Genomic DNA, 25,526 nt, shown 5'->3' on the forward strand with positions numbered 1-25,526 from the left:
CGCCGAGGAGTCACGCGAGGACGCCGTCCAGCACGGTGGGGACGCCGCGCAGGAAGGTCGCGGCCACCGTCGCGCCGAGGGTGCGGCCGTGCCAGGGGTTGTTGCGGGAGAGCGAGACCGAGCGGTCGCGGTCGACGGTGAGCGTGGCCGCGGGGTCGACGAGCACGAGGTTGGCCGGCTGCCCGGCCTCCAGCGGTCGGCCCTGGCCCTCGAGCCCGGCGATCGCCGCCGGGGTCGACGACATCACCCGGGCCACGCCGGCCCAGTCGAGGAGGCCGGACTCGACCATCACCGTGGCGACGACCGGCAGCGCGGTCTCGAGGCCGAGCATGCCGAACGCGGCGTCGACGAAGGCGTGCTCCTTGTCGTGGCGGGCGTGCGGCGCGTGGTCGGTGGCGACGGCGTCGATGGTGCCGTCGGCGAGCGCGGCGCGGACCGCGTCGACGTCCTCCTGCGGCCGCAACGGCGGGTTGACCTTGAACGTCGGGTCGTAGCCGCCGTTCTCGCTCCCGAGCAGGTCGGTGGTCAGCAGCAGGTGGTGGGGGGTGACCTCCGCGGTCACCGACCAGGAGCCGTCCCGCGCGGCCTGCGCCTTCGCCCAGCGCAGCACCTCCACGGTGCCGGCCGTGCTGGCGTGGGCGACGTGCACCCGCGAGCCGGTGTGCCGCGCGAGCATCACGTCGCGGGCCACGACGACCTCCTCGGCCACCCCGGGCCAGCCGGGCAGGCCCAGGCGACCCGAGACCTCGCCCTCGTGGCAGCACGCCGTCGGCCCGGCGAGCGCGGGGTCCTGGGCGTGCTGCGAGACGACGCCGCCGAACGCCTTGACGTACTCCAGCGCGCGTCGCATCACCCGGGCGTCGGCCACGCAGCGGCCGTCGTCGGAGAAGACGCGCACGCGGGCCCGCGAGCGGTGCATGAGGCCGAGCTCGGCGAGCTCCTCGCCGCCCAGCCCGCGGGTCACGGCCCCGACCGGCTGGACGTCGACCAGGCCGGCGGCCCGCCCGAGGTCGTGGACCCGCTCGGCGGCCTCGGCGGTGTCGGTGACCGGGCTGGTGTTGGCCATCGCGAGGACGGCGGTGAAGCCGCCGACCGCCGCGGCCTGCGAGCCCGTGCGGATGGTCTCGGCGTCCTCGCGACCGGGCTCGCGCAGGTGGGTGTGCAGGTCGACCAGGCCCGGCAGCGCGACCAGCCCGTCGGCGTCGACGACGCGGGCACCGGCGTCGCTCAGCCCGCCCGAGGTGCCCACCTCGGCGATGACGCCGTCGGCGAGCAGCAGGTCGGCGGCGGCGCCGCCGAGCAGCCGGGCGCCCTTCACGAGGATGCGGTCGCTCATCAGTCTTCTCCAGCAAGCAGGTGGTAGAGGATCGACATCCGGACCGCGACCCCGGCCGAGACCTGGTCGAGCACGGCCGACTGGGCGGCGTCCGCGGCGTCGGCGGCGATCTCGAGGCCCCGGTTCATCGGGCCGGGGTGGCAGATCGGGACGTCGGGGCCGAGCACGCCGAGCCGGTCGCGGGTCAGCCCGTAGCCGACGGTGTACTCGCGGGCGCTCGGGAAGAAGCCGCCGCTCATCCGCTCGCGCTGGACGCGCAGCATCATCACCGCGTCCGCGGTCGGCAGCACCGCGTCGAGGTCGTAGGACGTTGCGAACCCGGCCTCGGCCGACCAGGCGGCCACGCCGCTGGGCATCAGCGTGGGCGGGGCGACGACGGTGACCTCGGCGCCGAGCGTGGCCAGGCACTTGACGTTGCTGCGGAAGACCCGGCTGTGGGTCAGGTCGCCGACGATGACGACGTGGCGCCCCTCCAGGCTCCCGAGCCGGCGCTGCAGCGTGTAGGCGTCGAGGAGCGCCTGGGTCGGGTGCTCGTGGGTGCCGTCACCGGCGTTGACGACCGCGGCGTCGACCCACTGGCTGACCTGGAGTGCGGCCCCGCTGGCGGGGTGGCGCATCACCAGGGCGTCGACGCCCATGGCCGCGATCGTGCGGACGGTGTCGCGCAGGCTCTCGCCCTTGCTGGCCGAGCTGCCCTTCGCGGCGATGTTGATGGTGTCGGCCGAGAGCCACTTGCCGGCGATCTCGAAGCTCGAGCGGGTGCGGGTGGAGTCCTCGAAGAACAGGTTGATGATCGTCCGGCCACGCAGGGCGGGCAGCTTCTTGACCTGGCGGCGCTGCACGTCGTGCATCTCCGCGGCGGTGGCGAACAGGGTCGCGACGTCGTCGGCGGTGAGGTCGTCGACCGAGAGGAGGTGCTTCTTCACCGGATCCAGACCCCCTCGGCGTCGTCGGTCTCGTCGAGGCGGACCATCACGCGCTCGGTGCGGGCGCTGGGGAGGTTCTTGCCGACGTGGTCGGCGCGGATCGGCAGCTCCCGGTGACCGCGGTCGACGAGCACGGCGAGCCGGACGACGTCCGGGCGGCCGAGGTCGTTCATGGCGTCGAGCGCGGCGCGGACGGTGCGTCCGGAGTACAGGACGTCGTCGACGAGCACCACGGTCTTGCCGTCGACGCCGCCGGGCGGCACCTCGGTCGGCTGCGGGCTGCGGGCCGGGTGCCGGCGCAGGTCGTCGCGGTACATCGTGATGTCGAGCGCGCCGACCGGCACGGCCACGCCCTCGACGTCCTGGATGCGCGCGGCGATCCGCCGGGCCAGCGGCACGCCGCGGCTCGGGATGCCGAGGAGCACCAGGTCGCCGGCGCCCTTGTTGCGCTCGAGGATCTCGTGCGCGATGCGGGTCAGGGCCCGGGCGATGTCACCGGTGTCGAGGACGACGCGGCCGTCGGGGACGGCTGATTCTGCGGGCTCTGCGGCCTCGTGGGGTGGCGCGGACACGGGGTCCCGGACCTCCTTCTCCGCCTCACGGGACGGCTCGTTAAAGGATGTCGAACGCGGCCGACCCTAGCAGTGGGTCACTCCGGTCCCGAGCCCGTCGGGCTGCTCGGCCGTCGAGCCGTCGCCGCGACGACGTCGCCGCCCTCCTGACGCGGGTGTGGACCGCCACGCTGCTCTCGCCCGGCGCGACCGGGGACGCGTAGGTTCGGGCCATGGCCTCACTCCCGTTCCCCGACGACGTCCGCGCCCTGCTCCTCCGGGCCAACCCGGCGGTGGTGGCGACGCTGCGCTCCGACGGTGCCCCCGTGTCCGTGGCGACCTGGTACCTGCTCGAGGACGACGACCGCGTGCTGCTCAACATGGACGACACCCGCGTCCGGCTGCGGCACCTGCGCCGCGACCCCCGCGTCTCGCTGACGATCACCGACGCCGACAACTGGTACACCCACGTGTCCCTGGTCGGCCGGGTCGAGGGGATCGTCGCCGACGAGGGCCTGGTCGACATCGACCGGCTCAGCACCCACTACGGCGGCAGCCCCTACCCCGACCGCGAGAGCCCGCGCACCAGCGCCCACCTCGTGGTGGAGCGCTGGCACGGCTGGGGCGCGGCCCGGCAGTAGCCGGGCTCAGCCGACGTCGATGAGCACCTTGCCGACCGCGCCACCCTCGACGGCGTCGTGGGCGGCCGCGGTCTCCTCGAGCGGGAAGTGGTGCAGCGGGACGCCGACCTCCTCGCCGACCCGGAGGGCACCGGCGACGACCGCGGCGGTGACGTCCTCGGCGGCGGCGCGCAGGTGCTCGGGCCGCACGGTGTAGAGCAGGATCCCCTGGATCCGGAGGTTCTTGGCGAAGCCGGGCCGCAGCGGCACGGTGGCCTCCTCGCCGCCGTTGTCGGCGTAGAAGGCGACGGTGCCGTGCTGGGCGGCGACCTCGACGTCGAGGGCGAAGTTGGCCGCGGGCGCCACCTCGACGACGGTGTCGACGCCGTCCGGGGCGATCTCGCGGACCCGCGCGGCGACGTCCTCGGTGCGGTAGTTGACGACGTGGTGCGCCCCCGCCGCGGCCGCGAGGGCGGCCTTCTCGGGACCGCTGACCGTCGTGACGACGGTCGCGCCGGCCCACACGGCCAGCTGGATCGCCGCGTTGCCGACCGCGCCGGCACCGCCGGCCACGAGCACGGTGTGCCCGGCCAGGGCGCCCGGGGCGAGCCGGTCGACACCCGAGACGGTCAGGGCCCGGTGTGCGGTGACGGCCGGCACGCCCAGGCTCGCGCCGAGGTCGAACGAGGCGCCGTCGGGCAGCGGGACGACGTGCTCGGCGGGCTGCACGGTGAGCTCGGCGGCGGTGCCGACCGCCCGCCCGTGCTGGGCCAGGTAGAGCCACACCCGGTCCCCGACCTGGAGGTTCTCGACGCCCTCGCCCAGCGCCTCGACGGTGCCCGCGCCGTCCTGGCCGGGGACGACCTCGCCGGGGATGCTCTTCATCACCGCCCGGAACTTCCAGTCGGTGGGGTTCACCCCCGCCCGGACGACCCGCACCAGCACCTCACCGGGGCCGGGGGTCGGGTCGTCGCGCTCGACGACACCCAGGACGGAGGACGGACCGGTCTCGCTGTAGGTGACTGCTCGCATGTGGGGACAGCGTCGCGGGCGCCCGTCCTGTTCCCGAGCCAGCTCAGAGTGCCTCGGCCATCCCGGCGCACGCGCTCAACCAGGACCTGCGGGTCGCCTGCGACAGCTGGGAGTACGGGACCACGGAGCCCGCGACCAGCGCCGGGTCGTAGGGCACCCGGTGGACCGCACGGGTGCGCTGCTCGTAGACCGACGTCAGGTCGGCGGCGAGCTTGTTGTCGACCTGCGCCGACGGGTCCGAAAGGACCGTGACGCACTTGTGCTTGAGGTTCTGGATCCCGGCGTCCTGGAGGGCGTCGAGCATCCACAGCCCGCTGTAGCCGGTGTCCTCGCGCACCGTGCTGGTCACGACCAGCAGGTCGGCGGCGTCGGCGGCGGCCAGCCAGTTCTCGGCGCGCATGTTGTTGCCGGTGTCGACCAGGATGACCCGGTAGAAGCGCTCGAGCAGCTGGTGGACCTCCTTGAAGTCCTCGGCACGGATCATGCCGGTGACGTCGGGCCGCTCGTCGGAGGCCAGGACGTCGAAGTGGGCGTCGCCCTGGGAGCGGACGAACGCGCCGAGGTCCCCGATCCGCGACTGGTAGACGTCCTTGAACCGTCCGAGGTCCTCGAGCAGCTCACGGGTGGTGTTGCGGTGCGTCCCGCGGGTGCCCCGGATGCCGAGCGTGCCGCGGGTCTCGTTGTTGTCCCACGCGACGACGCCACCGCCGCGCACCGTCCCGAACGTGTACCCCGCCGCGAGCACGCCGGTGGTCTTCGCGGCCCCGCCCTTGGGGTTGATGAACGCGATCGTGCGCGGGCCGTCGAAGTCGCGCTGGATGAGCGACTTGTCGTGCTCGTGGGCGCGCTCCTTCGGTCCCATGGCCGGCTTGATCATCCCGCCCGACCAGCGCCGCACGGTGCCCCGCCAGCCCCACGTGGCCGGGCCGAGCTCCTGGTCGTTGTCGCGGCGGTCGAGGAAGTCGGTGGCCGTCATGAAGCGGCGCACGTCGGCGTCGTCCTGGGGTGGCACCGCCACGACACCGGCCGCCACTGGCGCACCGGGCGGGACGGCGTCGTGCGCGGGGACCGGTGCGGGGGCGGGCGCCGCCACCGGCTGCTGGTGCACCGGCTGCTGGGGTGCCGGAGGGGTTGCGACCGGCGGGGTCGGTGGCGGACCCTGCGGCGGACCGGACAGGGGCGCGGGCGGGGGGCCAGACGGCGGGCTCGACGGCGGCGGCGTCGACGGGTGCGACGCCGCGGGCGCCGCACCGGCGGGCGGCTCGGTCGGGGGCGGGCCGAACGGCGCGGGCTCCCACGGCGGCGGGCCGGCGGGGGCCTCCGCGACCGGCGCGGGCGCCGGCGGCTCCGGCTGCGGCGCGGGCGCCGGGGCGTCGCCGAGCGGGTCGTTCAACGGATCGCTCAGGGGGTCGCGCAGGTGGTCGGTCAGCGGGTTCGACGCCGTGCGCGGCGCCTCGGCGGCGCGCTGGCGCGCATACTCCTCGAGCTCCTCCGGCGTGTAGAGCCGGTCGCTGGTGTCGGACGCCGCGGGACCGCCCTGGCCCGGCGGGTCGACCGGGGGCGGTGGGACCTGCGTCATGCTGCACCTCCGAGAGCGTTGATCACGACAGCACCGACCCTAGGGCAGGACGGGCGTCGCCCGGGACGTGCCCGGAGCGGGTCGGCGCAAACGCTGGTCCAGACAGGCCGGCGCCGGTGGGCGGGGGCGCCCTCAGCGGTCGAGGTGGCGCGCCCAGGCGAAGCAGAAGACGCCGTAGGCCGCGAACCCGAGGCCCATCAGGGTCAGCAGGACCGGACCGAACGGCTGGTCGAGCACCTTGGTCAGCGCCTGGTCGAGCCCACCGGACTTGTCGGGCTCGTGGGTGACGGCGGCGTAGAGGAACAGCCCGCCGACGATCCCGAGCGCGATGCCCTTGGCGACGTGCCCGACCCGACCCAGCCACCGGTAGATCGTCCCGGTCCGGCCGCTGCGCCCCTCGGCGTCGAGCCGGTCGAGGTACTTCTCCTTCCACGCCATCACCAGCAGCGCGACGCCCACGGCGATGATGCCGAGGCCGACCGCACCGACGATGAGCTGGCCGCCGGGCAGGTTCATGATCTTGGCGGTGGTGGAGTCGGTGCCGCCTCCCCCGCCGCCGGAGCCGGTGGCGACCTGGACGGCGCTGAAGGCGATGACGGCGTAGACGACGGCCTTCCCGCCCGAGATCGCCCGCTTGGCGAGCCGCTTCTTGTCGTCCTCCTCGTCGCGGTGCCCGGCGACGACCTTGACGACCTGCCACACGACGAGCAGCGCCATGCCGAGGGCGACCAGCCACACGAGGATGGCGCCGAAGGGCTGCTCGGCGAGCTGCTTGAGGGCGCCCGAGCTGGACGCCGAGCCCTCGCGGTCGCCGAGGGCGAGCTGGACGGCGAGCCAGCCCACGACGACGTGCACGACGCCGAGCGCGATCAGCCCGGCCGCGGCCAGCCAGTCGAGCGCCTCGCTGTTCTCGGCCCGGCCCGCGGCGTTCTGGGCCTGGTTCTTCGCCTGTCGGCCGGTCTGACTCATGCGAGCTCCCCCAGTGCGGTCTCGATCGCTCGGTGGAACGTCGGGTAGGCAAAGATCATCGTGCGCAGGGTGTCGACCGGTACACCCGCATGGACGGCCACGGCGAGGAAGCCGAGGATCTCGCCGCCGGCCGGCCCGACGACGCTGGCCCCGACCAGGACGCCGCGGTCGGCGTCCTCGACGAGCTTGACGAGGCCGCGGGCGCCCGGTCCGTGGGTGAAGCCGCGCGAGGACTGCTCCAGCGGCGTCGACCCGACCCGGACGGCGAGGCCCGCGTCGCGGGCCTGCTGCTCGGTGAGCCCGACGCCGGCGACCTCGGGATCGGTGAAGGTGACGTGCGGGACCGCGTGGTACGACGCCGGGGCGCCGTCCTGGCCGAGCAGGGCGCGCAGCGCGACCCCGGACTGGTACATCGAGACGTGGGTGAAGGCACCCCGTCCGGTGATGTCGCCGATCGCCCAGAGCCCGGGGACGACGCCGTCGGGGCCGAGGACGTGGAGCCGGTCGTCGACGTCGAGGACCCGGGCGGCCGGGTCGAGCCCGACGCTCTCGAGCCCCAGGTCGTCGAGGTTGGGCGTGCGGCCGGCGGCGACGAGGAGCTTGTCGGCGACGACGTCCTCGCCGTCGACGGTGACGGTGAAGGCGCCGTCGGCGTAGGCGACGGCCGTGGTCTCGGCCGAGGTCAGCACCCGCAGGCCCTCGCCGACGAGCACGTCGGCCAGCAGCTCCGAGGCCTCCGGCTCACCGGCCGGGGCGAGCCGCGGCCCGCGCTGCACGATCGTGACCCGGACGCCGAAGCGCGCGAAGACCTGCGCGAGCTCGCAGCCGATCGGGCCGCCGCCGAGGACGACCAGCGAGCCGGGCAGCCCGGTGGCGCGGACGGCGTCGCGGTTGGTCCAGTACGGCGTGCCCTCGAGCCCCGGGACCGGCGGCGCGGCCGGGCGGGTGCCGGTGTTCACGACGACGTCGGTCGCCGCGACCGCGGTGGTGGACCCGTCGGGGAGCTCGATCTCGACCCGCCCGGGACCGGCCAGGCGGGCCACGCCGTGCAGCACGGTGGCGCCGGCGTCCTGGAGCCGGTCGACGGCGACGGTGTCGTCCCAGCCGGCGGTGGCCTGCTCGCTCACCCGGGTGGCGACCGGCGTCCAGCTGGGGGTCACGGTGACGTCGCCGGCCAGCGTCGCGGCGCGGCCGGCCTCGGCCAGCGTGTCGGCGGCCCGCACCATCATCTTGGTGGGGATGCACCCGTAGTAGGGGCACTCCCCGCCGACCAGGTGCCGGTCGACGGCCACGACGGTGCGGCCGGCGCGGGCCGCTCCGGTGGCGAGGGCCTCGCCCCCGGGGCCGAGTCCGATGACGACGAGGTCGGCTGTGCGATCGGGTTCAGGAGACGTCATGGCCCCAGTCTGTCGGTTCCCCCGGGTTCGCGCTGCCCCGCCCGGTCCCACGACGGGAATGACCCCGTCGCGGAGCCGGCCGTGGCCGCGCGGCGCGTCAGGAGTCGGCGACGACGCCGGAGCGCTGGATCGCGCCGAGGACGCCGTTGACGAACGTCGGCGACTCGTCGGTGGAGAGCTCCTGCACCAGGGCGATCGCCTCGGTGATGGCGACGGTGCCGGGCACGTCGTCGGCGTGCAGCATCTCCCAGAGCCCGATCCGCAGGACGTTGCGGTCCACGGCCGGCATCCGGTCGAGGGTCCAGTCGCGGGAGTAGGAGGAGAGCAGCTCGTCGATCCGGTCGGTCTCGGCGACGACACCACGCACGAGGACGCCGGTGTAGGGGTTGGTCGGCCCCTCGCCGGCCTCGATCGCGCGCTCCAGCGCCTCGACGGCCGACTCCCGGCGCATCTCGGCGGCGTAGAGGATGTCGAGGGCCCGGCGTCGGGCCTTGGAACGGGCCGTCATGACAGCAGGCTCACGACTTGACGCGACCCATGTAGGAGGAGTCGCGGGTGTCGACCTTGACCTTCTCGCCCTGGTTGATGAAGAGCGGGACCTGGATCTCGTGGCCGGTCTCCAGGGTGGCCGGCTTGGTGCGACCGGTGGCCGAGTCGCCGGCGAGGCCGGGCTCGGTGAAGGTGACGACGAGCTCGACCGAGGCCGGCAGCTCGATGAAGAGCACCCGGCCCTCGTTGGTGGCCACCACGGCCTCCTGGTTCTCCAGGAGGAAGTTGGCGGCACCCCCGACGATGGTCGGGTCGATCTCGAGCTGCTCGTAGGACGAGATGTCCATGAAGACGTAGGAGGAGCCGTCGTTGTAGAGGTACTGCATCGTGCGGCGGTCGACGGTCGCGGTCTCGACCTTGGTGCCGGCGTTGAAGGTCTTGTCGACGGTCTTGTTGGACTCGACGTTCTTGAGCTTGGTGCGCACGAACGCGGGGCCCTTGCCCGGCTTGACGTGCTGGAACTCGACGACGGCCCAGAGCTGCCCGTCGATGTTGAGAACCATGCCGTTCTTCAGGTCGTTCGTGGTGGCCATGCGCAGACGACACCTTCACTGTTCGGGTACTGCCGGGAGTGGTCGGACAACAGCGCAGGAGTCTACTGGTCCCCGCGCGGCTCGCCCGATTCGGGCGGTCCGGGTCAGCCGCGCGCGGCGAGCGCGGCGAGGGCGGCCCGGTACCCGGCGACGCCCTGCCCCGCGATCACCTCGACGGCGTGCGGGGTCACCACCGAGGTGTGGCGGAACTCCTCCGGGCGCTGCAGCGGCTCGGAGATGTGCACCTCCACCAGCGGCGCGGTGAGCTGGGCGCAGGCGTCGAAGAGGGCGTAGGAGTAGTGCGTCCACGCCGCGGCGTTGAGGACGACGGGCGTGGCGTCGTCGGCGGCGGTGTTGAGCCAGTCGAGGAGCTCGCCCTCGTGGTTGGTCTGGCGGACCTCGACGTCGAGGCCGAGGTCGGCGCCCCAGCCGACGCACAGGTCGGCCAGCTCGGCGTGGGTGGTGGCGCCGTAGATCTCGGGCTGGCGCCGGCCGAGCCGGCCGAGGTTCGGCCCGTTCAGGACCAGCACCCGGGGCCGGCCGGTGGGCTCGCTCACGCCAGGGCCTCGTAGGCGGCGCGCAGGTGCTCCTCCGACGGGCCGGCCAGCACGCGCGGGCGGGCGACGTCGTCGAGGACGACGAAGCGCAGCACCGAGCCGCGCGCCTTCTTGTCGACGCGCATCGCGGCCACCAGGTCCTCGAACGGTGCGGCGGCGTACGTCGTGGGCAGGCCGACCCGCCCGAAGGCGGTGCGGTGGCGCTCCACGACGTCGGCGGACAGGTCGCCGGCGCGGTGGGCGAGCTCGGCGACGAAGACGCACCCGATCGCGACCGCCTCGCCGTGCCGGATGCCGTAGGACTCGAACCGCTCGATGGCGTGGGCGAGCGTGTGGCCGTAGTTGAGCGCCTCGCGGCCGGGGTGGCCCCCGGAGACCTCCGAGCCGCCGGCCTCCTTGAGGTCGGCGACGACGACGTCGATCTTGACCGCGATGGCGCGCTCGACCAGCTCGCGCAGCACCGGGGAGGAGGCCACCAGGTCGTCGGGGTCGGTGGTCTCGACGAGGCGGAGGATCTCGGGGTCGGCGATGAAGCCGCACTTGACGACCTCCCCGAGGCCGGCGACCAGCTCGGCCCGCGGCAGGCTCTCGAGCAGCGACAGGTCGCACAGCACGCCCGAGGGCTCGTGGAACGCGCCGACGAGGTTCTTGCCGGCGGCGGTGTTGATGCCGGTCTTGCCGCCCACGGCGGCGTCGACCATCGCGAGCAGCGTGGTAGGCACGTGCACCACGCGGACCCCGCGCAGCCAGGACGCCGCCACGAAGCCGCCGAGGTCGGTGGTCGCTCCCCCGCCGAGCGTCACGACGACGTCGGAGCGGGTGAAGCCCTCCTCGCCCAGCGCCTCCCAGCAGTCGTTGGCGACCTCGGCGGTCTTGGCCTCCTCGCCGTCGGGGACGACCAGGACGGTGACCTCGAGCTCCTCGCGCGACTCGACGAGCGGCGTGGCCACCTCCTCGGCGAGGTCCTGCAGCGCCTCGGGACAGATCACCGCGACGCGCCGCGCGTCGCCGACCAGGTCCTCGAGGCGGTCGGCGAGGTGGTGGCCGACCACGACGTCGTACGGCGCGGCGCCGCCGACGTGGAGGACGGTGTCGGGTCCGTGCTCGTGCTCGTCGTGCTCGTCGTGATCGCTCATGGGGTGAGGGCTTCCTGGATGCGCCGGGCGACGTCGTCGGGAGACGTCTCGTCGGTGTCGACGACCACCGTGGCCACCGACTCGTAGATGGGGGCGCGCTCCTCGAGCGTCGCCTTGATCCGGGCCCGGACGTTGCCGAAGAGCAGCGGGCGCCCGGCGCCGAGGCCGACGCGCTTGACCGCCTCGGTGAGCCCGACGCGCAGGAAGACCACCCGGTGGCCGGCCAGCAGGTCGCGGGTCGTCTCGTCGAGCACCGCGCCGCCGCCGAGCGACAGGACGCCGGTGTGCGAGGCCAGCGCGGCCGCGACGGCGTCCCGCTCGAGGGCCCGGAAGTGGGCCTCGCCGGACTCGACGAAGATGTCGGAGATGCTGCGTCCCTCGGCGGCCTCGACGTCGGTGTCGGTGTCGCGCGCCGTCACGTCGTAGGCCTCGGCGAGCAGGGTGGCGACCGTCGTCTTGCCGGCCCCCATCGGGCCGACGAGGACGACGAGCGGCCCGGACGCGGCGCCGGTGCCCGGCGCGTCGCTCACCGGTACCTCAGGGCGTCGAGGTAGCCCCGGTAGTTGCGGCGGGTCTCGCCGACGGAGTCGCCGCCGAACTTCTCGACGACCGCGTCGGCCACCACGAGGGCGACCATCGCCTCGGCGACGATGCCGGCGGCCGGCACGGCGCAGACGTCGGAGCGCTGGTGGTGCGCGGCGGCCTCGGTGCCGGTGGCGACGTCGATGGTGCGCAGCGCCCGCGGGATCGTCGCGATCGGCTTCATCGCCGCCCGGACCCGCAGCACCTCCCCGGTCGTCATCCCGCCCTCGGTGCCGCCGGAGCGTCCGGAGAGCCGGCGGATGCCGTCGTCGGTGGCGACGATCTCGTCGTGGGCCAGCGAGCCGGGGGTGGCCGCGAGCTCGAAGCCGTCACCGACCTCGACGCCCTTGATCGCCTGGATGCCCATCAGGGCGCCGGCGAGGCGCGAGTCGAGGCGGCGGTCCCAGTGCACGTGCGACCCGAGCCCGGGCGGGAGCCCGTGCACGAGCACCTCGACGACGCCGCCGAGCGTGTCGCCGTCCTTGTGGGCCTGGTCGACCCGCGCGACCATCGCGGCGGCCGCCTCGGGGTCGAGGCAGCGCACCGGGTCGGCGTCGAGCCGCGCGACGTCGTCGGGCTCCGGCAGCACCCCGGCCGGGGCGCGGACGCCGCCGAGCTCGATGACGTGCGAGACGATGCGCGCCCCGACGGCCTGCTCGAGGAAGTTCGACGCGACCCGTCCCAGTGCGACCCGCGCCGCGGTCTCGCGGGCGCTGGCGCGCTCGAGGACCGGCCGGGCCTCCTCGAAGTCGTACTTCTGCATCCCGGCCAGGTCGGCGTGGCCCGGCCGCGGCCGGGTCAGCGGCGCGTTGCGCGCCTGCGCGGCCAGCACCTCGGCGTCGACGGGGTCGGCCGACATCACCGTCTCCCACTTGGGCCACTCGGTGTTGCCGATCGTGATCGCCACCGGCCCGCCCTGGGTGCGGCCGTGGCGCACGCCGCCGTTGATCGTCACGGCGTCCTGCTCGAACTTCATCCGCGCCCCCCGCCCGTAGCCGAGACGGCGTCGGGCCAACGAGTCGGCGATGTCGGTCGTCGTCACCTCGACGTGGGCGGGGAGCCCCTCGAGGATCGCGACCAGGGACGGGCCGTGGGACTCACCCGCGGTCAACCAGCGCAGCATGCGCCCAGTCTCCCAGAGCCACCGACCCGGCCGTGTCGGTGGTGGCAGGGCTGGACCGCCGACGACTCCTGCCGGTCGAGGCGGATCCCCCCGTTGGTCGAGCCGGCCAGCGCCAGCGGACACCCCGCTGGTCGAGCCGGCGAGCGCCAGCGAACACCCCGCTGGTCGAGCCGGCGAGCGCCAGCGAGCCGAGTCGAGACCCACCAACCAGCCCCACCAGGTCTCGACTCGCGGTGACTCCGTCCCCGCGGCTCGACCACCGGATGGCCCCCGCTGGTCGAGCCGGCGAGCGCCAGCGGACACCCCGCTGGTCGAGCCGGCGAGCGCCAGCGAGCCGAGTCGAGACCCACAGACCGGCCCCCGAGGTCTCGACTCGCGGTGACTCCGTCCCCGCGGCTCGACCACCGGCAACCGCTGGTCGAGCCGCGAGCGCCAGGGGACACCCCCGCTGGTCGAGCCGGCGAGCGCCAGCGAGCCGAGTCGAGACCCACAGACCGGCCCCCAAGGTCTCGACTCGCGGTGACTCCGTCCCCGCGGCTCGACCACCGGCAACTGCTGGTCGAGCCGGCGAGCGCCAGCGAGCCGAGTCGAGACCACCCGGCACCCCCAGAGGTCTCGACTCGCGGTGACTCCGTCCCCGCGGCTCGACCAACGGAGGCGGCTCGACCAACGGAGGCGGCTCGACCACCGGATGGCCCCCGCTGGTCGAGCCGGCGAGCGCCAGCGAGCCGAGTCGAGACCACCCGGCACCCCCAGAGGTCTCGACTCGCGGTGACTCCGTCCCCGCGGCTCGACCACCGGGGTCGGCTCGACCACCGGAGGCGGCTCGCGCACCGGGCCTAGACGAAGCCGACCAGCACCCGCTCCCCCACGAGGATGCCGATCAGCGCGCCGACGGCCATGAACGGACCGAAGGGGTACTGCGCCCGCAGGTACGACGCCCGCCACCGCACCAGGGCGAGCAGCACGCCGGGGACGGCGAGCACCAGGAAGCCGGCGTACATGCCGACGACGAACTGGGGCCAGCCCAGGTAGCCGAGCACGAGGCCGAGCAGCGCGGCGAGCCGGACGTCGCCGAAGCCCATGCCGGCCGAGTGCACGAACCACAGCAGCCAGTAGAACGAGCGACCGACCACCAGGGCGAGCAGGCCGCGGCCGAGGTCGCTCCACTCCGCGACGAGCCCGGCGTGGACGGCGGCCAGCGCGACCATCACCGCGGTCGCCGGCAGCACGATCCGCGAGGGCAGCAGCCGGGTGCGCAGGTCGATGACGCCGAGCGCGACGACGACGGGAACCAGCGGCACCAGCCCGACCAGCAGCCACGACCAGCCGACGGCCCACCCCACGAGCCCGCCGGCGACCCCGGAGACGACCATCGCGGTCGGGGCGAACCAGGCGTGGTCGGCGAGCACGGCGTACGGCTCCTTGGGCCCCTCGGCCCGCTCGTGCTCGCTGAGCTCGTCGTCGGGACGCGCGTCCGGCTCGGGCAGGGCCCGCACCAGCGCGGGCATGACGAACCCGCCGAGGGCCGCGACCACGGCCGCCACGATGGCGGCCTGGACCTCCGTCATCCGGCGCTCGTGCGCGCGGCGAGCGCCGCGGCGCCGGCCAGCCGCATCACCGGCAGCGGCCCGGGCCACCCGGTGAACGCCTCGACCTGGAGCGCCGCCTGGTGCACGAGGAGGTCGAGCCCGCTCACCAGCACCCTGCCCGCGGCGTGCGCGGCGTCGGCGAGCGGCGTGGGCCACGGGTCGTAGAGCACCTCGAAGACGACGGGGGCCTCGCCGAGCCACCGCCCGACGAGGTCCGGCGCCTGGGCCGCGGCCGGCACCGTCGAGACCAGGACGTCGGCGCCGGTGGCCGCCTCGTCGAGCCCGCCGACGCTCACCTCGGGCCGCGACGCGTGCGCCCGGATCGCCTCGACCGTGTCGACGGCCCGCTCCGGCGACCGGGCCAGCAGCCGGACCTCGCGGGCGCCGAGGTCGCACAGCGCGAGCCCGACCGAGGACGCCGTCGCACCGGCGCCGAGGACGACGGCCGAACCGACCGGGCCGTCGTAGCGCTCCCGGATCGCCGCGGCCGCGCCCGGCAGGTCGGTGTTGTCGAGCGTGGCGCCACCCTCCCCGCCGAGGATGACGGTGTTGGCGGCGTGCGCCAGGTCCACCCGCGCGGAGCGGGTCGCGACCAGGTCGAGCACCTCGCGCTTGAGCGGCATCGTCAGCGACAGCCCGCGCCAGGTCCCCTCGCGGCCGTCACCGTCACCGCTCCCGGGGATCGAGGCGAGGAACGCCGCCAGCCCGCCCGAGGGCACCCGCACCGCGTCGTAGGTCCAGCCGTCGAGCCCGAGCGCGTCGTACGCCGCCCGGTGCAGCACCGGGGAGAGCGAGTGGGCGATCGGGTCCCCGAGGACGGCGCACCTCACCTGCTCGACCCGGCCCTCAGCACCGGTCCGACTGGGTGTCGCAGTACTCGTCGAGCTCGGCACTCAGCTGCAGGAAGTCGGTGTAGGTGACCGCGAACTTCGTCAGACCGGTCTCGAGGTTCACCGTGACGTAGTAGAACCACGGGCCGTCGGCCGGGTCCACCGCGGCGCGCAGGGCGTCCATCGACGGCGTGGCGATCGGGCCGGGCGGCAGGCCGGCGTTGGAGTAGGTGTTGTAGGGGTTGTCGGCGACCGCGTCGATCTCCGGGATGGTGCGCCGCGCGACCTTCTCGCCGTAGATGAAGTCGATCGTCGCGTCGAGCTGCAGCTTGCCGACGGTCTCGCCGGTGGGGTTCTCGAGGCGGTTGTAGATGACCCGGGCGATCTTCGACTTGCCCTTCTCGTCGAGCAGGCTGCCCTCGGCCTGGATCAGGCTCGCGATGGTCATCAGGTCGTGCTCGGAGTACCCGAGCCGCTCCGCCGCGGCGGGGAGGTCGACCTCCTCGGCCGCGCGCTGCTGGCCGGCGACCATCTCGGACAGGATCGAGGTGGCGGTGCTGTCCTCGAAGACGAGGTAGCTGCCGGGGAAGAGGTAACCCTCGGCGTCGTCCTCGGCGCTCTCGGGCAGCCCGAGGGAGGCGGGGACGTCGAGCGCCTTCTCGAACTGCGCGCGCGGGATGTCGGTGTCGCGGGCCAGGAGGCCGACGATCTCCTCGACGGTCTTGCCGGCGACGAAGGTGAACTGCTCGCCGCGCGTGGTGCCGCCGACGATGAGGTCGAGGGCGCTGGCCGCCGACATCTCCTTCCTCAGCCGGTAGAGGCCCTGCTGGATCGAGCCGGAGCGGTCGTCGTCGGCGGCCGCCTCGATGAACGCGTCGGCCGAGGCCACGACGTCGAGGCTCTCCAGGTTCTGCGCCATCGCCGAGATCGAGTCGCCGGCGGAGACCTCGAAGGTCACCGCGCCGCTGCCGGCTCCCTCGAAGTCGTCGGGCTCGGAGCTGAACGGGTTCGCGACGTCGATCGAGCGGACCAGGAAGACCCCGCCCACGACGAGCAGGGTGAGCACGATCAGCATCGGCAGGCAGCCCGAGCGGCGCCGGGCGCGACGGCGTCCGCTGGACCGGGCGCCGTCGGCGGTGGTGCCCGCCGGGGGCGGGCCGTCGTCGTCGGAGGAGAACAGGGGGCTGCCGCCGTCTCCGTGGTCGTGCTCAGACATCCGTCTCCTCGGCCACTGGGTTCTGGACCACTCGATCCTGGGGCGTCGCGACCACCTCGCCCGGCGGGGTGCCGGTGGTGCGCTCGCTGTCGAGGGCGTGCTGCAGGATCAGCACCGCGGCGGCCTGGTCGACCACCGCGCGTCGCTTGCTCCCCTTGGTGCCACGGTCGCGCAGCATAGCCTCCGCCGACACGGTGGTCAGGCGTTCGTCGACGAGGCGCACCGGCACCGGCGCGACCGACGCGGCGAGGCGGTCGGCGAACTCGCGGGTCTTCACCGCCGCCGGACCCTCGCCCCCCGACAGCGAGCGGGGCAGGCCGACGACGACCTCGACGACGCCGCTCGCGGTCTCCTCGGCGATGTCGGCGATGATCCGCCGGAGCCGGCGCAGGTCGCCCCGGCCGCTGGGCACCGTCTCCACCGGCGTCGCGAGGAAGCCGGACGGGTCGCTGCGCGCGACACCGATCCGGGCGTCGCCCGGGTCGATGCCGAGCCGGGTGCCCGGCCTCACGCGAGTCCCACCGCCGGCCGTCAGACCGCGGCCGCGGCGACCGCGGCGACGACGGCGGCGAGCGCGTCGTCGACGCCGGTGGTGTCGGTGCCGCCGCCCTGGGCGACGTCGTCCTTGCCGCCGCCCCGGCCGCCGACGAACGGGCCGACCGTGCGCACGAGGTCGTTGGCGCTGAGGCCGCGCTCGCGGGCCTGGTCGGTGGTGGCCGCGACGACCGCGACCTTGCCGTCCTGGACGCCGACCACCACGACCACGCCCGGGCGGCCCTGCGGCAGCCGGCTGCGGACGTCGAGCGCGAGCGTGCGCACGTCGCCGCCGCCCGCGCCGTCGACCCGGTGGGCGACGACCGAGACGCCGTTGACGTCCTGGGCACCGGCGGCCAGCTCGGCGCCGCCGGCGAGGAGCTGCTGGACGCGGGCCCGCTCGATCTCCTTCTCCGCGGTGCGGAGCCGCTCGACGAGGTCGCTGACCCGGCCGACGAGGTCGTCGGGCTGGGTCTTGAGCAGCCCGGTGAGCTGACCCACGACGTCGCGCTCCCGGGCGAGGTAGGCGAAGCCCTCGACGCCGGTGAAGGCCTCGATGCGGCGGTTGCCGGAGCCGACCGAGGCCTCGCCGGTGACCACGATCGTGCCGATCTGCGAGGAGTGCTCGACGTGCGTGCCGCCGCAGAGCTCGCGCGACCAGGGGCCGCCGATCTCGACGACGCGGACCTGGGTGGCGTCGTAGGTCTCGCCGAACAGCGCGACCGCGCCCCACTCCTTGGCCTCCGGGAGCGTCATGTACTGCCAGCCGACGGGGAGGTCGGCGCGCAGCGCGCGGTTGGAGACCTCCTCGATCTCGCGGACCTGCTCGGGCTGCAGGCCGGTGGTCCAGCCGAAGTCCAGGCGCAGGTAGCCGGGGCGGTTGTAGGAGCCCGACTGCAGGGCGCTCGGCCCGAGCACCTGGCGCAGCGCGGCGTGGACGACGTGCGTGCCGGAGTGCGCCTGCCGGGCGCCGGTGCGCCACTCGGGGTCGACCTGGGCGTGCAGCTGGGCGGTCGACCCGGCGGCGTACTCGCCGTCGACGACGCGCACCTGGTGCACGACGAGCCCGCGCACGGGACGCTGCACGTCGAGCACCTCGAGGCGGCCGCCGTCGAACTCGATGATGCCGGCGTCGGCCACCTGGCCGCCGGACTCGGCGTAGAACGGCGTGCGGTCCAGGACGACCTCGCCGATGTCGCCGTGGCCGAGGAACGTCGCGGGCGCACCGCCGCTGAGCAGGGCCAGCGGGCGCGACTCGGTGTCGAGGGTCTCGTAGGCGAGCCACTCGGTCGGGCCGTGCTCGTCGAGGATGGCGCGGTAGACGCCGGTGTCGGCGTGCTGGCCCTTCTTCGACCGGGCGTCGGCCTTGGCGCGCTCGCGCTGCTCGGCCATCAGGCCGCGGAAGCCGGCCTCGTCGACGCTGAGCCCGGCCTCGGAGGCCATCTCCAGGGTGAGGTCGATCGGGAAGCCGTAGGTGTCGTGCAGCGCGAAGGCCTGCGCTCCGTCGAGCTGGGTGCCGCCGGACTGCTTCACGCCGGTCGCGGCGAGGTCGAAGATGCTGGTGCCGGCCTGGAGCGTCTTGCGGAAGGTCTCCTCCTCGGCGTACGCGACGCGCGAGATCCGCTCCCAGTCGGTGACCAGGTCGGTGTAGGTCTCGGCCATCTTGTCGCGGCTGATCGGCATCAGCTCCGGCAGCGCGGGGTCCTCGTAGCCGAGCAGCCGCATCGAGCGGACCGCGCGGCGCAGCAGCCGGCGCAGCACGTAGCCCCGGGCCTCGTTGCCGGGGGTGACCCCGTCGCCGATGAGCATCATCGAGCTGCGCACGTGGTCGGCGACCACGCGGAGGCGGACGTCGTCCTCGTGGCCCTGGGCACCGCCGGCGCCGTAGGTCTTGCCGGTCAGCTCCATGGCCCGCTCGATGACGGGGAACATGACGTCGATCTCGTACATGTTCTCGACGCCCTGGGTCATGAAGGCGACCCGCTCGAGGCCCATGCCGGTGTCGATGTTCTTGCGGGGCAGCGAGCCGGCGATGTCGAAGTCCTCCTTCGACCGCACGGCGCTGAGCTCGTCCTGCATGAAGACGAGGTTCCAGAACTCCAGGTAGCGGTCCTCGGCGGAGAAGTCGCCGTCGGGGCCGTAGGCCGGGCCGCGGTCGATGAGGATCTCCGAGCACGGACCGCCGGGGCCGGGCACGCCCATCGACCAGTAGTTCTCCTTCGGACCGAGCCGCACGATGCGTTCGTCGGGCAGCCCGGTGACCTTCTTCCACAGCGCGACGGCCTCGTCGTCGCCGTCGAGGACCGACGGGTAGAGCGCCGACTCGGCGAAGCCGAACCCGCCGTCGGACTGCGAGGCCGTGATCAGCTCCCAGGCGAGCTCGATCGCCCGCTCCTTGAAGTAGTCGCCGAAGGAGAAGTTGCCGCACATCTCGAAGAACGTGCCGTGCCGGGTGGTCTTGCCGACGTCCTCGATGTCGGGGGTCCGCACGCACTTCTGCACGCTCGTGGCGCGGTCGTAGGGCGGCGTCTCCTGACCCAGGAAGTACGGCTTGAACGGGACCATGCCGGCGTTGACGAACAACAGGTTCGGGTCGTCGAGCAGCAGCGAGGCCGAGGGGACAGGGGTGTGCCCGGCGCGCTCGAAGTGCGCCACGAACCTCCGTCGGATCTCCGCGGTGTCCATCAGCTGCGTCCTACTTCCTGCTCGGTGGTGCTGTCCCCGCCAGTGATCTGGTCGGGTGTCGTGTCGTCGGTGTCGCCGGCCGGTGCGGCCAGCTCCCGGTGGGGGTGGAGCGCCAGGCCCATCCGCTCGCGCAACCCGGTCTCGGCGTCCGCCTTGCCCTGGGCCACCTCGTCGCGGAACATCCGGACGCCGACGACGGCAGCGCCGACCCGGTCGCGCAGGCCGTCGACGGTGAGGATCTCGGCGGCCCGGCGCACGCGCACGACGGCGTAGGCACCGGCGCCGACGCCCGCCGCGAACCAGATCGAGCGGCCCATCAGGCGGCCTGCCGTCGGGCTCGGCGCAGGTCGGTCCGGCGCTGCTTGCGCGACCGCTTCACCTCGCGCTTCATCGCGTGGCGGATCCGGTGGCGCGACTCCGGGGCCAGCGCGCGGCGCAGGCCGGCGGCCAGGGCCGCCCCCTGGACGGCGCTCTCCCGCAGCACGAGGTCGGCGAAGAGCGGGCCGCCGACCACGGGGGCCGGGGCCTGCTCCGGCTCCGGCTGGTCCTGGCCGAGGCGGGTGATGACGTACTCCTGCTCGTCGCGGGTGGTCCGCTCGTGCTGGTGGGCCTGCGCGGCCAGCCGGGCCTCGATCGCGTCGACCTGCGCCTGCAGCGCGGCCGCGTCGTTGCGCGCGGCCAGCAGGCTGGCCGTCGTCCGGGCCCGGCTGCGCAGCAGCGCGACGACGAGCACGGCGACCAGGAGCACCAGGGCCAGCAGGACCGAGAGCACGGCCCAGCCGGGCACGCTCCAGTCCTGGTCCATGAGGAGCAACCCTACCGGCCCCGGATCAGGCGCCGGACCCGCTCCCAGCGCTCCCGGATCGCGGTCTCGGCGCCGATCTCCTTGGGCTGGTAGTAGCGCGCGTCGGCGACGACGTCGGGGGCGTACTGCTGCTCGGCGATGCCGAAGGGCGCGTCGTGGCTGTAGGTGTAGGACGTGCCGTGCCCGAGCTTCTTCGAGCCGGAGTAGTGGGCGTCGCGCAGGTGCGGCGGCACCGGCCCGACCTTGCCGGCGCGGACGTCGGCGGTCGAGGCGGCCAGCGCGAGGGTGACGGCGTTCGACTTGGGCGCCACGGCCAGCGCGATCACGGCGTGCGCGAGGTTGAAGCTGGCCTCCGGCATCCCGATCAGCTGCACGGCCTGGGCGGCGGCCACCGCGGTGGTCAGCGCGGTCGGGTCGGCCAGGCCGATGTCCTCGCTGGCCAGGATGACCAGCCGCCGCGCGATGAAGCGTGGGTCCTCGCCGGCCTCCATCATCCGGGCGAGGTAGTGCATCGCGGCGTCGGCGTCGGAGCCGCGGATCGACTTGATGAAGGCGCTGGTGACGTCGTAGTGCTGGTCGCCCTGCCGGTCGTAGCGGACCGCCGCCCGGTCGACCGCCGTCTCGGCGGTCTCCAGGTCGATCACCGCGCTCCCCCGCGACGTCGCCGCCCCGGCCGCCGCCTCCAGGTAGGTCAGCGAGCGGCGGGCGTCGCCGCCGGCGAGCCGCACCAGGTGGTCGAGCGCGGCGTCGTCGATCTCGAAGGCGCCGGCCAGGCCGCGCTCCTCGGCCAGCGCGGAGGCCATCACCGACCGGACGTCGTCGTCGGTGAGCGACTCCAGGCGCAGCAGCAGGCTGCGCGAGAGCAGCGGGGAGATCACGGAGAAGAACGGGTTCTCGGTGGTCGCCGCGACCAGCGTCACCCACCGGTTCTCCACCCCGGGCAGCAGCGCGTCCTGCTGGGCCTTGCTGAAGCGGTGGACCTCGTCGACGAAGAGGACCGTCTCCTCCCCGCCGCGCACCAGGTCGGCGCGGGCGGCGTCGATCGCGGCCCGGACCTCCTTGACGCCGGCCGAGACGGCCGAGACCTCGACGAAGCGCCGGCCGGTCTGGTTGGACAGGATCGAGGCGATCGTCGTCTTGCCGGTGCCGGGCGGACCCCACAGCAGCAGCGACATCGACTGGTCGCCCTCGATGAGCTGGCGCAGCGGCGACCCGGGGGCGCGCAGCTGCTCCTGGCCGGCAAGCTCGTCGAGGGTGCGCGGCCGCATCCGCACCGCGAGCGGTGCGTTCGCGTGCGTGGCGCTCGACAGCGACCCGCCGCCACCCCGCCCCGCCGTCACGGCGTGCGCGGGTGGCGGCGGGTCGGCCGCGAAGAGGGCGTCAGGCTCGTCCAAACGTCTTCGTGTCCAGGTCGAACCAGGTGTCGTCGTAGCCGGGCTTGGTGACCAGGTCCGGGCTCGGCGTGGCCCCGGGGTCGGGGTTGCCGGCGTTGTCGACGCCGAGCAGGCGGGCGGTGATCGGCTCGGTCGGGTGCTTGTGCACCTCGCCCGGGAAGTGGCAGGCGACCTTGTGCCGCGAGCCGATCTGCAGCAGCGGCGGCTCGTGCTTGGCGCAGATGTCCTGCGCGATCGGGCAGCGGGTGCGGAAGCGGCAGCCCGACGGCGGGTTGATCGGGCTCGGGACGTCGCCCTCGAGCCGGATCCGCTCGCGGCGACCGCCGATGGTGGCCTGCTTGATGTCGGGCACCGCCGAGAGCAGCGCCTGCGTGTAGGGGTGCCGCGGGTGGGAGTAGATGCTCTCGCGGTCGCCGATCTCGACGATCTTCCCGAGGTACATCACCGCGACCTCGGGGCAGAAGTGCCGCACCACGGCCAGGTCGTGGGCGATGAAGAGGAACGCCACGCCGAAGTCGCGCTGGATGTCCTGGAGCAGGTTGATGACCTGCGCCTGGATGGACACGTCGAGCGCCGAGACGGGCTCGTCGGCGACGAGCAGCTTGGGGCTGAGGGCGAGCGCGCGGGCGATGCCGATGCGCTGACGCTGACCGCCGGAGAACTCGCTCGGGTAGCGGTTGTAGTGCTCGGGGTTGAGACCGACCACCTCGAGCAGCTCCTGGACCCGGCTCAGGACCTGCTTCTTCGGCACGATGTCGTGCACCAGCAGCGGCGTCCCGACGATGGTGCCGACGGTGTGGCGCGGGTTCAGCGAGCTGTAGGGGTCCTGGAAGATCATCTGCACCTCGCGGCGCAGCGGCTTGAGGGCGCTGTTGCTCATCTTCGCGAGGTCGTGGTCGCGGAACATCATCGAGCCCGCGGTCGGGGTGTAGAGCCGGGTGATGAGCCGCCCGGTCGTCGACTTGCCGCAGCCGGACTCCCCGACCAGGCCGAGCGAGCCGCCCTCGGGAACCTCGAAGGAGATGCCGTCGACCGCCTGGACGTCGCCGACCTTGCGTCGCACGATGCCGCCGGAGCGCACCGGGAAGTACATCTTCAGGTCGGAGACCGTGAGCACCGGGGGCGCCGTCGGGTCGAGCACGGCGGCGGTGTGGGTCTGGTTCACGAGCTCGGCGAAGGTCTCGGCCGGCTCGTCGTCGGGGTCGCGGCCCGGCTCGGGCGCGCGCTCGGTGCGGGCGGTCGCCTCGTAGCTGGGGTCGGTGACCGGGTCGGACGTCGCGCCCTTGGCGAAGGTGACCGGGCGCTCACCGCCGTCGGGGGCGTCGGGGTAGTCAGGGTAGTCGGGGTCCTCGGGACGCAGGTGGGACATCAGCTCTCCTCGACGAGCTCGGGGGCGATCTGGGGCAGGACCTCGGCCCGGAAGATCGCGTCGGGGTCGACCAGGTGGCACCGCTTGAGGTGGCTCGTGCCGCGGCCGCCGGGCCGCATCTCGGGCAGCTTCGTGGCGCACAGGTCACCGGGCACCTTGTCGCTGTGGGCGCAGCGCGGCTCGAACGAGCAGCCGGCGGGCTTGTTCAGCAGGCTCGGCGGCGTGCCGGGGATCGGGATCATCCGCGCGTTCGGGTCCGACGTCACGTCGGGCACGCTCGAGAGCAGACCCCACGTGTAGGGCATCTCGGGGTGCGACAGGATCTCGCGGCACGAGCCGTACTCGACGGCGCGCCCGGAGTACATCACCAGGACGTCGTCGGCCATCTCGGCGATGACGCCGAGGTCGTGGGTGATCATCACGATCGCCGAGTTGAACTCGCGCTGGAGGTCCTGGAGCAGGTCGAGGATCTGGGCCTGCACCGTCACGTCGAGGGCGGTGGTCGGCTCGTCGGCGATCAGCAGCGAGGGGTCGTTGATCAGGCCCATCGCGATCATCACGCGCTGGCGCATGCCGCCGGAGAACTGGTGCGGGAAGTCGTCGACCCGGCTCTGCGGGGACGGGATCCCGACCCGGTCGAGCATCTCGATCGAGCGCTGGCGCGCCTGCCGCTTCGACGCCGACGGGTGGTGCACCCGGTAGGCCTCGGCCAGCTGGGCGCCGACCCGGTAGAACGGGTGCAGCGCGGCCAGGGCGTCCTGGAAGATCATCGCCGCGGTGTTGCCGCGCATGCTGCGCATGGCGTCCTCGCTGCGGCCGACGATCTCCTCGCCCCCGACCTTGATCGAGCCGGTGATGCGGGCCGACTTGGCGTCGTGCAGCCCGAGGACGGCCATGCTCGACACCGACTTGCCGGAGCCGGACTCCCCCACGATGCCGAGGGTGCGGCCCAGGGCGACGCTGTAGCTGAGGCCGGACACGGCCTCGACCAGTCCGTCGGCGGTCGGGAACTTCACGGTGAGGTCGGTGACCTCCAGGTAGGGCTCGCCCGAGCCGGGGGTGCCGGACAGCGCCGGGTCCTTGCTCAGGCTCGTCTCGTGTGCGGTGTTGGTCATCCCAACCTCACTCTCGGGTCGAGGAATCCGTAGACGACGTCGACGATCAGGTTCGACAGCACGATGAACAGCGCGCCCACGAGCACGGTCGCGGTGAGCACGGGCAGGTCGAGGGGCGCCTGGAGGGCCTGGAGGCCCCAGCGCCCGATGCCGTCGATGCTGAAGATCGTCTCGGTGAAGATGGTGCCGGCGAGCAGGGCGCCGAAGTCGAGACCGAAGATGGTCACGATCGGCACGATCGCGGCGCGCAGGGCGTGCCGGAACAGCACCGTGCGGCGCGGGAGTCCCTTGGCGGTGGCGGTGCGGATGTAGTCGTCACCGAGGGTCTCGACCATCTGGCCGCGGGTGTAGCGGGCGTAGCTGGGTGAGGTCGCGACGCCCAGGACCAGGCACGGCAGCAGCAGGCCGCCGAAGGTCTTGAGCGGGTCCTCGGTGATCGGGAAGTACCCGGTGTCGGGGAACATGCTGGTCTGCAGCGTCAGGAAGATCCACGCCAGCAGGCACACGAGGTAGTAGGGCACCGAGGAGACGAGCAGGCTGCCGCTCACCAGGAGGCGGTCGCCGGCCGAGCCGCGCCGGGCGGCGGCGGCGATGCCGATGCCGACACCGACGACGAGGAACACGATCGAGCCGCCGACGGCGATCAGCACCGTGGGGACGATGCGTTCCTTGAGCTCGTCGGTCACCGGGGTGCGGGTGCCGAAGGAGATGCCGAAGCAGGGGGCGTCGCAGTCGTACTTGGAGGCACCGAAGTCGATCTCGCGACCCTTGACGATGCCGCCCATGAACTCGCCGTAGGCCGAGACGACGGGCTTGTCGAGGCCCATCTGCTTCTCGATCGCCTCGAGCCGCTCCGGGGTGCAGCGGCCGCCGGCGCCCTCGCAGATCGGCTGGGCCGGGTTGCTGGGGCCGAGGTAGAAGATGGCGAAGACGACGAACGAGGCCAGCCCGATGACCAGCAGCGACGACAGCAGACGTCGCACGATGAAGCCCAGCATGCACGTTCCTCTTCACGGGAGTAGATGTCCGGCGGTGACCCGCCGGCGACACGGATGTGCCGGACACGCCGATGACGGGTCCACGGACCCGCCACCGG

25 protein-coding genes are annotated in these 25,526 nt (G+C 73.7%); 1 reads left to right on the top strand and 24 read right to left on the bottom strand.

Features of this window, described 5'->3' with window-relative positions; genetic code table 11:
* Positions 1-10: 10 nt before the first annotated feature.
* Genes FE634_RS11750 through pyrR form a run of 3 tightly spaced genes read right to left on the bottom strand, consistent with a single transcriptional unit; the run spans position 11 to position 2,834 of the window.
* Positions 11-1,336 (bottom strand): dihydroorotase, encoded by a 1,326-nt coding sequence (locus tag FE634_RS11750; RefSeq protein WP_148240620.1) that lies wholly within the window; start codon positions 1,334-1,336, stop codon positions 11-13.
* Positions 1,336-2,262 carry an aspartate carbamoyltransferase catalytic subunit gene (locus tag FE634_RS11755; RefSeq protein ID WP_138875965.1) on the bottom strand — a complete coding sequence of 309 codons (927 nt, stop codon included), beginning with the start codon at positions 2,260-2,262 and terminating at the stop codon, positions 1,336-1,338. Before FE634_RS11755 ends, FE634_RS11750 begins: the two co-directional genes overlap by 1 nt.
* Complete coding sequence (pyrR, locus tag FE634_RS11760) at positions 2,259-2,834, bottom strand: bifunctional pyr operon transcriptional regulator/uracil phosphoribosyltransferase PyrR (RefSeq protein WP_138875966.1); 576 nt, start codon at positions 2,832-2,834, stop codon at positions 2,259-2,261. Before pyrR ends, FE634_RS11755 begins: the two co-directional genes overlap by 4 nt.
* 212 nt (positions 2,835-3,046) lie before the next feature.
* Between pyrR and FE634_RS11765 the strand changes: the two genes are divergently transcribed.
* A complete protein-coding gene (locus tag FE634_RS11765; RefSeq protein WP_148240621.1) occupies positions 3,047-3,454 on the top strand; it encodes a PPOX class F420-dependent oxidoreductase in 408 nt (135 codons plus the stop codon).
* A 6-nt stretch (positions 3,455-3,460) separates the two neighbouring features.
* Here FE634_RS11765 and FE634_RS11770 read toward each other — a convergent pair whose 3' ends face one another.
* The 21 genes from FE634_RS11770 to FE634_RS11870 all read right to left on the bottom strand — a co-directional run bounded on the left by FE634_RS11770 (position 3,461) and on the right by FE634_RS11870 (position 25,428).
* On the bottom strand, positions 3,461-4,465 hold the full coding sequence (locus tag FE634_RS11770; protein WP_138875967.1) for an NADPH:quinone reductase: 1,005 nt from the start codon (positions 4,463-4,465) through the stop codon (positions 3,461-3,463).
* 43 nt (positions 4,466-4,508) lie between these two features.
* Positions 4,509-6,044 carry a MinD/ParA family ATP-binding protein gene (locus tag FE634_RS11775; RefSeq protein WP_262347397.1) on the bottom strand — a complete coding sequence of 512 codons (1,536 nt, stop codon included), beginning with the start codon at positions 6,042-6,044 and terminating at the stop codon, positions 4,509-4,511.
* A gap of 132 nt (positions 6,045-6,176) precedes the next feature.
* Positions 6,177-7,013, bottom strand: coding sequence for a DUF1206 domain-containing protein (locus FE634_RS11780; RefSeq protein WP_138875968.1), 837 nt, complete (start codon positions 7,011-7,013; stop codon positions 6,177-6,179).
* Positions 7,010-8,410: a dihydrolipoyl dehydrogenase family protein gene (locus FE634_RS11785; protein WP_138875969.1), complete on the bottom strand. Its 1,401-nt coding sequence runs from the start codon at positions 8,408-8,410 to the stop codon at positions 7,010-7,012. Before FE634_RS11785 ends, FE634_RS11780 begins: the two co-directional genes overlap by 4 nt.
* A gap of 97 nt (positions 8,411-8,507) precedes the next feature.
* Positions 8,508-8,918: a transcription antitermination factor NusB gene (nusB, locus tag FE634_RS11790; RefSeq protein ID WP_138875970.1), complete on the bottom strand. Its 411-nt coding sequence runs from the start codon at positions 8,916-8,918 to the stop codon at positions 8,508-8,510.
* A 10-nt stretch (positions 8,919-8,928) separates the two neighbouring features.
* Positions 8,929-9,492, bottom strand: coding sequence for an elongation factor P (efp, locus tag FE634_RS11795; protein WP_137293469.1), 564 nt, complete (start codon positions 9,490-9,492; stop codon positions 8,929-8,931).
* Positions 9,493-9,596: 104 nt separating this feature from the next.
* The gene (locus FE634_RS11800) at positions 9,597-10,049 is read right to left on the bottom strand and encodes a type II 3-dehydroquinate dehydratase (protein WP_137293470.1); all 453 of its coding nucleotides are present in this window, start codon (positions 10,047-10,049) and stop codon (positions 9,597-9,599) included.
* On the bottom strand, positions 10,046-11,185 hold the full coding sequence (aroB, locus tag FE634_RS11805) for a 3-dehydroquinate synthase (protein ID WP_148240622.1): 1,140 nt from the start codon (positions 11,183-11,185) through the stop codon (positions 10,046-10,048). The genes FE634_RS11800 and aroB overlap by 4 nt, the downstream gene beginning before the upstream one ends.
* Positions 11,182-11,715, bottom strand: a complete 534-nt coding sequence (locus FE634_RS11810) for a shikimate kinase (RefSeq protein ID WP_316043813.1) — start codon at positions 11,713-11,715, stop codon at positions 11,182-11,184. The genes aroB and FE634_RS11810 overlap by 4 nt, the downstream gene beginning before the upstream one ends.
* Positions 11,712-12,890 carry a chorismate synthase gene (aroC, locus tag FE634_RS11815; protein ID WP_148240623.1) on the bottom strand — a complete coding sequence of 393 codons (1,179 nt, stop codon included), beginning with the start codon at positions 12,888-12,890 and terminating at the stop codon, positions 11,712-11,714. The genes FE634_RS11810 and aroC overlap by 4 nt, the downstream gene beginning before the upstream one ends.
* 839 nt (positions 12,891-13,729) lie before the next feature.
* A complete protein-coding gene (locus FE634_RS11820) occupies positions 13,730-14,461 on the bottom strand; it encodes a prepilin peptidase (RefSeq protein ID WP_148240624.1) in 732 nt (243 codons plus the stop codon).
* The gene (locus FE634_RS11825) at positions 14,458-15,312 is read right to left on the bottom strand and encodes a shikimate dehydrogenase (RefSeq protein ID WP_138875972.1); all 855 of its coding nucleotides are present in this window, start codon (positions 15,310-15,312) and stop codon (positions 14,458-14,460) included. The genes FE634_RS11820 and FE634_RS11825 overlap by 4 nt, the downstream gene beginning before the upstream one ends.
* Positions 15,313-15,328: 16 nt before the next feature.
* Positions 15,329-16,528 carry an endolytic transglycosylase MltG gene (mltG, locus tag FE634_RS11830; RefSeq protein ID WP_138875973.1) on the bottom strand — a complete coding sequence of 400 codons (1,200 nt, stop codon included), beginning with the start codon at positions 16,526-16,528 and terminating at the stop codon, positions 15,329-15,331.
* Positions 16,521-17,039, bottom strand: coding sequence for a Holliday junction resolvase RuvX (gene ruvX, locus FE634_RS11835; protein WP_138875974.1), 519 nt, complete (start codon positions 17,037-17,039; stop codon positions 16,521-16,523). The genes mltG and ruvX overlap by 8 nt, the downstream gene beginning before the upstream one ends.
* Before the next feature lie 20 nt (positions 17,040-17,059).
* Positions 17,060-19,747, bottom strand: coding sequence for an alanine--tRNA ligase (alaS, locus tag FE634_RS11840; protein WP_148240625.1), 2,688 nt, complete (start codon positions 19,745-19,747; stop codon positions 17,060-17,062).
* Positions 19,747-20,064: a DUF6167 family protein gene (locus FE634_RS11845; protein ID WP_137293478.1), complete on the bottom strand. Its 318-nt coding sequence runs from the start codon at positions 20,062-20,064 to the stop codon at positions 19,747-19,749. The genes alaS and FE634_RS11845 overlap by 1 nt, the downstream gene beginning before the upstream one ends.
* On the bottom strand, positions 20,064-20,552 hold the full coding sequence (locus tag FE634_RS11850) for a hypothetical protein (RefSeq protein WP_138875975.1): 489 nt from the start codon (positions 20,550-20,552) through the stop codon (positions 20,064-20,066). Before FE634_RS11850 ends, FE634_RS11845 begins: the two co-directional genes overlap by 1 nt.
* An 11-nt stretch (positions 20,553-20,563) precedes the next feature.
* Positions 20,564-21,892, bottom strand: coding sequence for a replication-associated recombination protein A (locus tag FE634_RS11855; RefSeq protein ID WP_138877144.1), 1,329 nt, complete (start codon positions 21,890-21,892; stop codon positions 20,564-20,566).
* Between the two features lie 40 nt (positions 21,893-21,932).
* Entirely contained in the window at positions 21,933-23,039 is a 1,107-nt protein-coding gene (locus FE634_RS11860; protein ID WP_148240999.1) for an ABC transporter ATP-binding protein, read from the bottom strand.
* A 275-nt stretch (positions 23,040-23,314) separates the two neighbouring features.
* A complete protein-coding gene (locus FE634_RS11865) occupies positions 23,315-24,430 on the bottom strand; it encodes an ABC transporter ATP-binding protein (protein WP_137293481.1) in 1,116 nt (371 codons plus the stop codon).
* A complete protein-coding gene (locus FE634_RS11870; RefSeq protein ID WP_137293482.1) occupies positions 24,427-25,428 on the bottom strand; it encodes an ABC transporter permease in 1,002 nt (333 codons plus the stop codon). Before FE634_RS11870 ends, FE634_RS11865 begins: the two co-directional genes overlap by 4 nt.
* Positions 25,429-25,526 lie beyond the last annotated feature (98 nt).

Source organism: Nocardioides sp. S-1144, from assembly GCF_005954645.2.
GTDB classification, from domain to species: Bacteria; Actinomycetota; Actinomycetes; order Propionibacteriales; family Nocardioidaceae; genus Nocardioides; species Nocardioides dongxiaopingii.